General features: G+C 29.6%; 12 protein-coding genes. 3 read left to right on the top strand and 9 right to left on the bottom strand.

The features are described 5' to 3' along the window. Positions 1–59: 59 nt before the first annotated feature. The 3 genes from ACX6CF_RS16370 to ACX6CF_RS16360 are packed head-to-tail and all read left to right on the top strand — an operon-like array spanning position 60 to position 3,016. Complete coding sequence (locus ACX6CF_RS16370) at positions 60–1,148, top strand: FtsX-like permease family protein (protein ID WP_458786426.1); 1,089 nt, start codon at positions 60–62, stop codon at positions 1,146–1,148. Between the two features lie 6 nt (positions 1,149–1,154). Beyond that, positions 1,155–2,351, top strand: a complete 1,197-nt coding sequence (locus ACX6CF_RS16365) for an ABC transporter permease family protein (protein WP_458786425.1) — start codon at positions 1,155–1,157, stop codon at positions 2,349–2,351. Continuing rightward, positions 2,348–3,016: an ABC transporter ATP-binding protein gene (locus ACX6CF_RS16360; RefSeq protein WP_458786424.1), complete on the top strand. Its 669-nt coding sequence runs from the start codon at positions 2,348–2,350 to the stop codon at positions 3,014–3,016. The genes ACX6CF_RS16365 and ACX6CF_RS16360 overlap by 4 nt, the downstream gene beginning before the upstream one ends. 80 nt (positions 3,017–3,096) lie before the next feature. On the opposite strand, the gene ACX6CF_RS16355 is transcribed toward ACX6CF_RS16360, so the two are convergent. The 9 genes from ACX6CF_RS16355 to aroF are packed head-to-tail and all read right to left on the bottom strand — an operon-like array spanning position 3,097 to position 12,335. Beyond that, entirely contained in the window at positions 3,097–3,858 is a 762-nt protein-coding gene (locus ACX6CF_RS16355) for a thioesterase II family protein (RefSeq protein WP_458786423.1), read from the bottom strand. Positions 3,859–3,860: 2 nt separating this feature from the next. Further along, on the bottom strand, positions 3,861–4,262 hold the full coding sequence (locus tag ACX6CF_RS16350) for a PaaI family thioesterase (RefSeq protein ID WP_458786422.1): 402 nt from the start codon (positions 4,260–4,262) through the stop codon (positions 3,861–3,863). A 3-nt stretch (positions 4,263–4,265) separates the two neighbouring features. After that, positions 4,266–5,375 carry an o-succinylbenzoate synthase gene (menC, locus tag ACX6CF_RS16345; protein ID WP_458786421.1) on the bottom strand — a complete coding sequence of 370 codons (1,110 nt, stop codon included), beginning with the start codon at positions 5,373–5,375 and terminating at the stop codon, positions 4,266–4,268. After that, a complete protein-coding gene (gene menE / locus ACX6CF_RS16340; RefSeq protein WP_458786420.1) occupies positions 5,356–6,774 on the bottom strand; it encodes an o-succinylbenzoate--CoA ligase in 1,419 nt (472 codons plus the stop codon). The genes menC and menE overlap by 20 nt, the downstream gene beginning before the upstream one ends. A gap of 11 nt (positions 6,775–6,785) precedes the next feature. Continuing rightward, positions 6,786–7,628 carry a 1,4-dihydroxy-2-naphthoyl-CoA synthase gene (gene menB / locus ACX6CF_RS16335; RefSeq protein WP_458786419.1) on the bottom strand — a complete coding sequence of 281 codons (843 nt, stop codon included), beginning with the start codon at positions 7,626–7,628 and terminating at the stop codon, positions 6,786–6,788. 17 nt (positions 7,629–7,645) lie between these two features. Then, complete coding sequence (gene menH, locus ACX6CF_RS16330) at positions 7,646–8,458, bottom strand: 2-succinyl-6-hydroxy-2,4-cyclohexadiene-1-carboxylate synthase (RefSeq protein ID WP_458786418.1); 813 nt, start codon at positions 8,456–8,458, stop codon at positions 7,646–7,648. A gap of 8 nt (positions 8,459–8,466) precedes the next feature. Beyond that, entirely contained in the window at positions 8,467–10,128 is a 1,662-nt protein-coding gene (menD, locus tag ACX6CF_RS16325) for a 2-succinyl-5-enolpyruvyl-6-hydroxy-3-cyclohexene-1-carboxylic-acid synthase (RefSeq protein WP_458786417.1), read from the bottom strand. An 11-nt stretch (positions 10,129–10,139) separates the two neighbouring features. Then, entirely contained in the window at positions 10,140–11,279 is a 1,140-nt protein-coding gene (locus ACX6CF_RS16320; RefSeq protein ID WP_458786416.1) for an isochorismate synthase, read from the bottom strand. 24 nt (positions 11,280–11,303) lie between these two features. Then, positions 11,304–12,335, bottom strand: coding sequence for a 3-deoxy-7-phosphoheptulonate synthase (gene aroF, locus ACX6CF_RS16315; protein WP_458786415.1), 1,032 nt, complete (start codon positions 12,333–12,335; stop codon positions 11,304–11,306). Between the last annotated feature and the right edge of the window lie 165 nt (positions 12,336–12,500).

Below are 12,500 nucleotides of genomic sequence, written 5' to 3'. Positions count from 1 at the left end.
TAACAAGATAAATAGCGAAGAGATATTTCTTGTCTTTTCGCTATCATTTGGAGGGAAATATGAAATCATTTTTATATAAATCCAAGTTATTGATTTCAATATTCTGTGTATCAGCTTTTCTAATAACACTTGCTAGTGCCTCTATTATAAAATTCGGTGGTACAACTACCAAAGAAATTCCTGGTATATCAGATGATTACATAATAAGTGATATTAAATTAGTTGAAAGCGAAAATAATGATGAACTAAAAATCAAAAACTTGATTAATAATATTAAATCCCAAAATAATAATTATATGGTGGTTAAAAGATTTAAGATAGGAAGGGGTATTCTTTATTCTCCGGATTATAACTTTCAGTTAGAACTTTTAGATGGACGGTTATTTAATAATATTGATTATTCAACCCACGCTAATGTTGTTATTATCTCTAATGACTATCTATCTGAATGCATTGAAAAAGGAGATAAACTCTACATTAATCACTTAGGACTCCCTTATGAGGTCATTGGTGTTTTTGAGGGAACAATAGGAAATTCTATTGATGAAATTATGTATTATGTAAATCTTAATAGTGATAACTTAAAAAGCGAATCGATTCTAGGCATATATTACTTTGATTTTAAAACTAAAACTCGTGAAAAATTCGATAAGATTAAAAAATTTATTTTAAACCAGAATGAAAAAATAATTATAAACTATCAACAAGGAATCAATAAAGATGCCTCAAAAATAACACGAGTTGTATCTAATTCCAAGTTAATGATAATAATTATTTTAATCGGAGGTATTCTGGTTATAATGAATGCATTCTCAAGTACTATTGTATGGATAAGTGCGAGGAAGAGAGAAATTGGATTAAGAAAAATGTTTGGATGTAAAAACTATCAAATCTATATTTGGCTAATAAAGGAATATATTAGAATAATTTCTATAAGCTTTGTTATGGGTATGTTACCGGCAATTATATTAATCTTTAACTCAAAATCTATGCAATCTGTACCATCAATATATCATTTATTTGGTGATACTTTTAATGTTTTATATATAATTGTTGCTTTTGTTATTCTTTTATTTTTAGGAATATTAATATTAATGTTATCTTTAAAACACTTTAATAAGATAATAATATCAAAAATTTTGAGGTGAATATAAATGATACAATTAAAATATTTAGGTTATGATATCTATAAAAACTTGCTAAAATTTGTTTTCACATGTATTCAGTTTATTGCTGTTTTATATTTATTCACCTTTGTTATAAATTTAGCAGATGAAGCAAATATGGTTGAAAATGAAATGATTTCAATGATGGAAAAAATGAACATATATATTCTTCAAAATATAACAGAAGATTATCATTTTAGCAGACTAGTGTCTGGTAATGAATACTATAGCAAAATGTTAGAATTAGACCAATTCATAAAAAACAATGAATCTGTTGAACAATATACCGTTGATAGCAGTATGGATGCTGTATTTGAAAGTAATGTTGCATTACCTAAAAAAGCTGTAGAATATGAAAAAAATGGGAGATATAATATAACCCAAATAAGAGTAACTGGTAATTTTTATATGATTTTTGATTTAAAAGGTGACTTTAATATAAATGAAATCAAAAAGTTGTATGACAGCTGTAGTAATACTAATAATATACCAGTAATTTTAGGGGCTGATTTCAAAGATTACTATAAAAAAGGAGATATAATATATGACATTCAAAGCAAACCTTATGAGGTAATAGGTTTTTTTGAGAAAGGACAATATTATATAGCTCCATATAGAGAGTTAAAAATATTTTACTTGGATTCTGTATTTGTAGTACCAAGTATTTCGATGTCTAATGATTCCCTTAACTATACATTTAATTTTCTAGCTTCATACTTTATATCAGATAACAAAGAAAACATGAAAGAGATTGTAAATAAGTCAAAAGATTTAGGTTTGTATGATTTAAAAATTAGGAATTTCAAGAAACAACTCCAAATAATAAGTCAAGACAAAATCGAAGCCGTTCTCTTTAATATGACTTTAGGTATCCTCATACTTATAATGAGTGTTATAGGCTTGTTTGGTAATATAGCCCAATTCATTTCTGATAATATGTATGAATTTTCAGTGCATCTAATATGTGGTGCGAGAAAAATAAGTATATTTATAAGGGTTGCTTTACAAGTAACGTTACTAATAATTATATCTAATGCAGTTAACTTGTATATTTTTCATTTTAACAAAGCCTCCATATTTACTTTAGTTGGAAGTATAGTTTTAGGAGGATTAATTTTGATTTACCCATTAATTAGTATCTATTCAAAAAACATAATAATGTTAATAAGGAGATATTCAAATTGAGTATAATTGAATTAAATAACATTTCAAAAGTATATAAAGGAAAAGGTTATGAAGTACATGCATTGAAATCTATTAACCTAAAAGTCAATCAAGGTGAAATACTTGGTATTATGGGCACTTCAGGCTGTGGAAAAACTACGTTATTAAATATCCTTGGATGTCTTGACACATCAAGCGCAGGAACATATCTCTTGAAAAATAGGGATATTACTAGCTATTCTTCAAAAGAAAAAGCAAATCTTAGAAATAAATGTTTTGGATTTGTATTACAGGATTTTGCATTATTAAATTATTATACTGTAGAATCAAATATTGAACTGCCTATGATCTATGGAAAAGTAAAGAAAACGGTTCGCAGACAAAGAATACGTGAGCTTTTAGAAGTATTAGATATTAGTGAAAAAGCAAAACATTACCCAGACATGCTCTCAGGTGGACAGAAACAAAGAGTGGCTATTGCAAGAGCTTTGTCACTTGATGCAGATATAATTCTAATGGATGAACCTACTGGTTCATTAGATGCTGAGAATACTGAATCTCTTATGTCAATGATTAGTGAAATACAATGCATGAATAAAACAATTATAATAGTAACACACGATAATGAAGTAGCTAAACATTGTGACAGAATTCTACATATACATGATGGAATAATTAAGATATAGTATAAACTTACATATAGTATAGAAGGGGCTTACCCTAGCCCCTTTTAATCTTTGATTATAGAAATTTCAAATTTCCTACACTATATTTCATTGATTGCCGATATATTTTTGAGTATATCATCATAATAATCTTTCCCCAACTCATGCAAAAAGAAATGGCTTCCCTGGAATTCTTTTAGCATAAACATGTCTGTTGTAACCAGTCCCCATCTTTCCATCAACTTTTTATTAGCATCAAAATCCGCTTTTCCCGCATGGGCTATAATAGGAATATCAACTACTTCATCTTTATAAGCTAGGGACTCATTTAACTTATAATCATTTTTTATTGCAGGTATTATGACTTTTAGTATTTCTTCATTTTCCAAAATTTCTCTAGGTGTTCCATTATTTCTTTTTAATTCTTTTACTAATTCATCATCTTCCATATAGGTCTGATACCTGTCTTTTATATCATCTACAGGTGCATGTCTACCAGCAACAATCAAGGAAGAAGGCTTATTATTATAATCATTCTGTAATATGAAAGCTGTTTTAAAAGCTATCATTGCTCCCATACTATGACCATATAGTGTATAATCTTGTCCACATGATACTTCATTTATGGCTTTAGCTACTTCTGGAATCAACTCTTCGTAGTTTGAGATATAATCTTCAGTCATTCTAGTTGCTTTACCTGGTAATTCAATAGAGAATATATCTATATCAGTATCATACATCATCCAAGATCTATAATTAGAAGCACTTCCTCCTGCATGATGAAAACAAAATACTTTATGTTTTTTCTTGTCTTTTAATGAATTAATATCTTTGAATGGAAACCATTTCTTATATCTTTCCATGATTAGCTATTATCCCCTTTCTCAATTTTGATATTATCAATCTTCATTATTGCATTGGTCACATTAATTACAGAAATTAATTTATTTCTTTCATCTTTTACTTCAATAGTCCATAGATGGGTTCGTTTACCTCTATGAATTAGTCTTCCTGTTCCCTGTAAATAACCACCTATTCTTTTAGGTCTAAGATGATTAGCCGTTATGTTCTGACCTACCGCTATGTAGTCTTCATCAAGAATATTCTTTGAACCTAAACCAGCCAATGTCTCTGCAAAAGTAATTGTCAATCCTCCATGAACTATACCATAACTCTGATTATAAAAATCAGTAATATCTATTCTTGCTTCAATATAATCATCCGCTAAAACCAACGTCTTGATATCCATGACCTGTAAAATATTCAAACTCTATACCTCCCTTTTATTGTAATACGTGGTGTATTTTTTAAGTCTATCCATATTTACTTCATAGCCGAAACTATTTCTACTGTTTAATTCATAATAACTTTCCTCAAATTCAAGTGGTGGAGATATCAAATCTTCATTAAAATATCTAGAACTTGAAGACAAGTCACCTTCCATACAATTATCCCGCAAAAAAGCAAGATTGACTTGTATCATCTTTCCTATACTGCTTTCAACCATGCTTCCCATCCAAAAGGGTATCTTATTAGCTCTGCATATCTTAATGGCTTCTTTTGTATAATGTATGCCCCCTAATCGGGCAGATTTTATATTGAGCATTTTAATTGCTTTTATTGAAATAGCTCTTTTCAGCTCTTTTATATTCATAATGCTTTCATCAAGACATATGGGCATTGTCAATTGTTTTTGTAATAAAGCAAGTTCTTTTATTTTCTTATACCCGATAGGTTCTTCTATACAAACAAAATTCATGGAATCATAAATTTTAAGTTCCTTAATATCGTCTATAGTAAAACTTCTATTGGCATCTAATAAAAATCTAAGTTTAGGGAAATCGTGTACTATTTTTATTATCTTAGTAAGACTAGTTTTAGGTTTAATCTTTAGTTTGAATCTTTCATATCCTTTATTAGAGTATTTTTTAATATTATAAGTTAATGCTTCATACTCCATATCACCAAGTGCTATTCCACCTTTTATCTTACCCTTTAAGACCTCTCTATCAAATAGATAATCCATAGCCTTTATATTTTTTGTTCGACAATATAAATCTATTAGAGCAGATTCTATAGCTGCTATTGTCATAGGATATTCATTGTTAATTATTTTATGAATTTCCAGAGGTTCATCCATTTGTAGGTTCAATAATCTATTTATGTAATCATTTTCTAAAATATATAATGAATTATCTATAGTTTCATCTGTATAAAATGGTTCTTTAAAAGCAACTACTTCACCATATCCATAATTCCCATTATCATCTGTTATCTTTATCACTATGGTTTCCCTGTCATGGAGACTTGATTTTGATGAAGTGAATGTAAACTTGATATCAAGATGTATTTTAAAAAGTTCAACTGTCTTTATCTTCATATTCACAACTCCTTAGAGCTTTTTTCATTATTTTTCCTGTGTGATTCTTAGGCAGACTATCCATGAAATTGATCTCTTTAGGTATTTTATAATTGGCTAACTGTGATTTTAGGTATTCTAGTATATCATCCTTGGATAATTCTGTAACAATATATAATATTGGTACATTACCCCATTTGGAATCTCTTTTTGATATGACAGCACACTCCTTTACATGAGGATTATTATATAAAATGTTTTCAATTTCTTGGGGATATATGTTTTCACCTCCAGAAATAATTAAGTTGGATCTTCTATCAAGTATATATAAAAATCCATTTTCATCAACATAGCCAATATCTCCAGTACCAAAATATCCTGATAATCTATCTTTATGTAAATATCCTTTCATAAGCATAGGTGATTTTATTGTTATTTCTCCTGCTAGGTAACCATCTTTTGTATGTTCCAAGAACTTGTCAGTATTTATTTTAATATCTACATATTCCATTGGTTTTCCTACTGATTTCAGTTTTTCCAAATTATCCAATACATTAAAATTAACTACTTGACTAGTGGTCTCAGTCATACCATAACTTTTATAGATAGGAATATTCAATTTTGTTGATTTGTTAATCAAATCATCTTCTATGAATTCTCCACCTAGAAGCATGACTCTAAGATTATGTTCTTCTATTCTATCTATTATCCTTCTTAACATAGTAGGTACCATAGATACCATATTAACCTTATTATTGTTTATTAGATTTATGACTTTTTCTTCGTCAAAACTTTCTAAGATAGTAATGCTTGTACCATTATAAAGGCTTCTCAATAAGATCATTAATCCTCCCACATGAAACATAGGAAGAACTAACAACCAATTGTCATCTAAACAGTATCCTAATGATTGTTTTGAAGCTTGTACATGACTTGCTATCTGATTTATTGTTATAGGAACAGACTTGAACCTGCCAGTTGTAGCACTGGTATTCATTATAAATAATACTTTATCATTCTCATGATTTTTGTTATTGTTACTATCAATATGACTTCCAATAATCTCTTTCTCATAAGGCTCCACAATATGTGTACCAAATACCTCTTTGAATGAAATGTATCTATTGTCACTTGAAAAAATCACAGATATATCTAATTCATCAATTTGTTCCTTTATCTCCTTATTCTTTAACATAGAATTTAGAAGTAGGGTCTCTACTTCTAAATTCATCAAGGCTAATAACATCATTGCAAATTCCACCGAATTATTAGATATGATTGCAACTCTTTCATGATCTCCTATATATTCTTTTAATTTTATTGTAAGTTTATTAGTCTCTGTATACACTTGTCTATAGGTAAGTGAATTAATAAATTTTTTATCTGGTATAGTTTGACTATGCTTATACAGTTGGTTCATAGTTATCACCATCAAGGAAATTTATAAAATTTATCAAAATCTGGTTCTCTCTTTTCTTTAAAAGCATCTCTGCCTTCTTTACCTTCTTCACTTGTATAGAATAATAGTGTTGCATCACCTGCTAATTGCTGTAACCCTGCTACACCATCTGTATCCGCATTAAATGAAGATTTTAAGAACCTTAAGGCAGTTGGTGAGTGTTTCAATATTTCTTTTGCCCATTTTACAGTTTCATTTTCTAATTCATCAAATGGAACTACGGTATTAACAAGACCCATTTCCATAGCTTCCTTAGCAGTGTATTGTCTGCACAGATACCATATTTCTCTTGCTTTTTTATGTCCAACTATTCTTGCAAGATAACCTGCACCATATCCACCATCAAATGAACCGACTTTTGGTCCTGTTTGTCCAAACTTGGCATTTTCTGAAGCAATAGTCAAATCACAAACTATATGTAGAACATGTCCTCCTCCAATAGCAAAACCATTTACCATTGCAATTACTGGCTTTGGTATAATCCTTATTAGATGTTGCAAGTCTAGAACATTCAATCTTGGAATTTGGTCATCTCCCACATAACCTCCGTTACCTCTAACCTTCTGGTCACCACCTGAACAAAATGCTTCTTTATCTTCACCTTCACCATGATTAGCTCCAGTTAGGACAATAACTCCAATACTGCTATCTTCTCTTGCTATTGTAAATGCATCTATTAATTCCATTACAGTTTTTGGTCTGAACGCATTTCTCACTTGTGGTCTATTTATTGTAATCTTGGCAATCCCCTTATGTGTTTCGTATATAACATCTTCATAGTTTCTAGTTCCTTTAATCCAATTAATCTTATTCATGTAATACCTCCATTTTATTAATATTTTTCTATATTTAATAGTCTAATCTCATTTAACAATTTGTTGATTGACTGAGTCTTTTCCATATGAACATTATGTCCGCTGGATTCAACTCTAACATGGTTTATATTTTTTATAATCTTAGTAAATTCCTCACCTATAGATGTATATTTCTCATCTAATTCACCACTTACATATGTGACACCTATATTAAGTTTATATAATTCACTTCTAAGGCAATTAACTCTACCTTGACTAAAGCCTATAAGTGAGTTGGATAATCCCCTAATATTATTACTGAGTCTAATTTTCTTTATAGCATTTCTTGCATCTTCATCTAACATTTTTTGAGTTTCAAATATTGATATATTACTCCAATAGGATTCAAACCACTCTATTCCATTATGTCTTATATCTTCAGCTAATCTGGAATCATTATCAAAACGTTTCTTACGCATTGATTCATCTTCTATACCATAAGAAGAAGATTCTAAGACTAGATGACTTAACTCATCTTGATATTCTAGAGCATATGCTAAAGCTATTCTTCCTCCCATTGAATAACCATATAAAATATACTTTGTATCGGTTATAGATTTAACTATATGATTAATAGCTTTCATTAAATATTTCACGTCATAGTATTTCATGTCTTTTGGTGATTGGGTTTTTCCATGTCCTATGAGGTCTATAAAAATCTTCTTATAACCTGTACAATCTAAACACCTAAAAGTACTCATGTTCTCTGAGAAACCATGTAAAAACACTATAGGTATTCCATTCCCTTCAGCTTCTACATTGCAAATGATATTTTCATATTTTATCTTCATAACCCTACTTAATATTTTTCCGTAATCATTTTATGTATTCTTTTACTCTCTTGTGAATCTATCATGACTTCTAATAAGTTGACACCTTTTGATTCAATAGCTTTCTCAAAGCTTCTCTCAAAATCTTCATAATCATTAATCAATCTGTAGTTGATATTATATAAGGTAGCAAGTCCACTGAAATCAATACCATGTTTAGTTAAAAACAAGTATTCAAAATTCCTTTCTTGACTCTGTGGCAAATATCTAAATATTCCACCGCCCCCGTTATTGATTAATACAATAACAATATCAGCACCTTCCATCTGAGAGACTAACAAACCATTCAAATCATGATAGAAGGACAAATCACCTATAAGTAAAACTGTATTATCAGCAACCTGTGCAACGCCTAATGCCGATGAAACAATCCCATCAATTCCATTAGCTCCTCTATTACAAAGTATCTTGATATTTTTCTTATACTTATCTCTAAAATAGCTATCTACATTGCGGATTGACATACTATTAGCAACAAAGAATCTAGTATCTTCCTTCATGGATTTTTCCATCATCTTTATTATATTACCTTCAACTATAATTTCTTCTTTTACCACATCATCTATGTTTTTGGTGTATCTTGATTGAAGATTAATCCATTTTTCAAGATAACTACAATCACTTAGATTATAATTAATCAGATTACAAAAACTTTGTGCACCAGCCACAATATAATCTGTAATAGAAAGAGTTGAACTAACATAGCTAAACTCTGGTGCAACCTTAATATATCTAACATCCTCATTATATTTAATGAATTTATTTAAAGGTTTTGATACAAAAATGTCTCCAAAATGAATTATATAATCTGCTTTTAGTTCTGAATATATCTCTTCATTCTTTAATATTGAATCATATGTATATATTATATTTTTACTTTCCTTACTTCTAAAATTAGAAATAGGATCAGCTAATATTGGAATTTTCAATTTTTCTGATAATGCTATTACTTCATCAAAATAATTTTGATTGGTATCAACACCACATATGATGATACCTGATTGGTACTTAGAAAAATCTACGTCCAAGTTATAATCATTACCATTATATGATTCATAAAAATTATAAGTATGTTTTCTTCTACCTAGAGTAAAATTCAGTTTATCAAATTCTGGAACTAAAGGATCTCGCAATGGTACATTGATATGTACTACTCCCTTAGGTAAAGCCATAGCCATACTGTAACTTCTATCTATCACTGTCCTCACATATCTATAATATAGTTCATCATCTTTTGGTAATGCTAATTCTTCATAATGTTTAACAAAATTATTATATATATTGTTTTGATTTATGGATTGAGGTGCACCAACATTTCTTAGTTCATGGGGTCTATCTGATGTAAGTACTATAAGTGGTATCTTAGAAGCCGCTGCTTCCGTAACAGCTGGCAAATAGTTACAAGCTGCAGTACCAGAAGTACACACTAATATCACAGGTTCACCTAATTCTTTTGCTATTCCTAGAGCGAAAAATCCAGCCGAACGTTCATCAATATTGATATATGTCTTAAAATCCCCTTCCATAAAAATCATGGATAAGGGTGTTGACCTAGACCCTGGACTAATTACTACATGTTTTATTCCTAATAAATATAATTCATCAATTAATGCCCCTATATAGTTAGTCATAAATTATCTCCTTATAAACACTCTAAAATAGTTTTAAGTTTTCCTTCCGTTTCTATATATTCTTTTTTACAATCTGAATTCTTGACTATACCACAACCTGCATATCCATACAGCCTGTGCTCTTCAATCATTCCTGATCTTATTCCAACTACAAACACACCATTACCTGATTCATCTATCAAACCTATAGGCGAAGCATACATACCTCTTTCGTGAGGTTCGTATTTTCTTATTATTTCTAGTGCAATATCTCTTGGAGTACCTCCTAATGCAGGAGTTGGATGTAGTCTATCCCTCCAAGTGATAATATCATCAGTACTATCTGTCAAAAGTTCAGTATGTAGATGATAAAGATTTTTTGCTTCCAAAAGTTTTCTTTTGGAAACATATGTATTATTACCATATTTCTCTAAGGTCTTTTTGATTGTTGATACTACCAAATCATGTTCATGGGAATTCTTCTCGTCTTTTAAAAATTCTTCTCTGTTCGTAGAATCATCTTTCTTATCCTTGAGAAGAGTTCCTGCTACAGCATGACTAATTATTTTATTTTTCCTTTTTTCTAATAATACTTCTGGTGTAGCTCCTAAAAAGCACTTACTTCCCTTGGAATAAGCAAAGATAAAATTCCCTGAATTATTTTCAATCAACCTTTTTATTATAAATTCTTCTCTTGGTTTCTTAGATAAATCAACGATAACCTCTCTTGATATAACAACTTTATTGATTTCATTACCTAGTATTTTATCGTAACTTATATTAAATAATTCTTCCCAATCACTATAATCTGTATCAGCAAGAGTATAATTATAATACTCTTCGTCCATTATATTATCTTGGAACTTCTTATCTATCCCTTGATAATATAGTGTCTGTTTGTTATCTTTGACCTTTAAATAGTATGAAAACGCAATATTTTCCGACTTGAAATCATTCCATATACTATTCTTTATGCTATTAAAAAATGTTTTTGTAGAAAAAATATATTTGTATCCTTTAAAACTTTCGTTACGTTTGAAAGTCTTCAACCTCTTAGCACCCATTATTATTTCTTTTTTGTTTGGATTATAAAATAAAAATTTTTCTTCATCTTGGAAATCATTCCAAAAAGAGAATATATTATTAAGATTCAATGATTTCTCTTTATACATATAATAACCTCTCTTATACTATAATTAAGCAATATCTCTTCCTACAGCTTTTGCTAATACTCTTAATTCCTTAACTAGTTTTTTATAACAAAATGGTGTCAATGTCTGCTGTCCATCTGATACTGCATTCTCTGGATCTTCGCAAACCTCTATTATTAGTCCATCTGCTCCTACCGCTATGGCTGCTTTTGAAAGAGATGATACCATCCAGTCTCTTCCACATGCATGACTTGGATCAACAATTATAGGCAGGTGACTTAATCTTTTAATAGCCACCACAGCGCTTAGATCCAATGTATTTCTAGTGTAAGTTTCAAATGTTCTTATTCCTCTTTCGCATAGGATTACTTTATCATTACCATTTGCCATTATGTATTCAGCAGATAATAAAAATTCTTCTATTGTAGCAGACAAACCTCTCTTAAGCAAAATTGGTTTATCGATTTTACCTAATTCTTTCAGAAGGGCATAGTTCTGCATATTTCTTGCACCTACCTGTATGATATCTGCACATTCAACAAACTGCTCCATATAATCTGCTGACATTATTTCTGTAACTATGGGTAATCCCGTTTTCTTGCCAGCGTCTTTTAGATACTCTAATCCAGCAGTTCCTAATCCTTGAAAAGTATATGGTGATGTTCTAGGCTTAAAAGCTCCTCCACGTAAAAATGAAGCTCCATCCCTTTTAACTTTCCTTGCTATATCATCTATCTGCTGTTGACTCTCTACAGAACAAGGTCCTGCAATTAATGCTATGTTTTTTCCTCCTATAGTTTTTCCTTTGATATTATAGACAGAATCCTCTGAATGAAATAATCTATTTGCCTTTTTATATGGATCTTTGATCTCTATGTATTTCTTGACTATATCTATAGATTCAATACTATATGGGTCAATTTTATGAGTATCACCACTTAATATGAGAACCTTAGAATCCAGACCATTAACTTCATGTGCTTGTACATTCTTATGGTCCAGTATTTCTAATAATTTATTAATATCCTTATCTTGTGATTGAGATCTTAGTACTAGTATTGTAATTCCTCCTATCATTTAACTCTTCTATATTATTGTGACCATTCATTTATTGATTGTATTTTTAGTTAATATTGGTTTAAAATATTTCATTGCACTAAATAATGCTGTATTATTTTTATTTTCAATCTAATTCTAGTATAATTGATAATGATTGTCAATATCTTTTACTAATCAAAAAAA

The sequence above is a fragment of the Vallitalea sediminicola genome, assembly GCF_054408565.1.
Note: the sequence above shows the minus strand (reverse complement) of the source record. Positions and strands in the feature narration are given on the sequence as shown.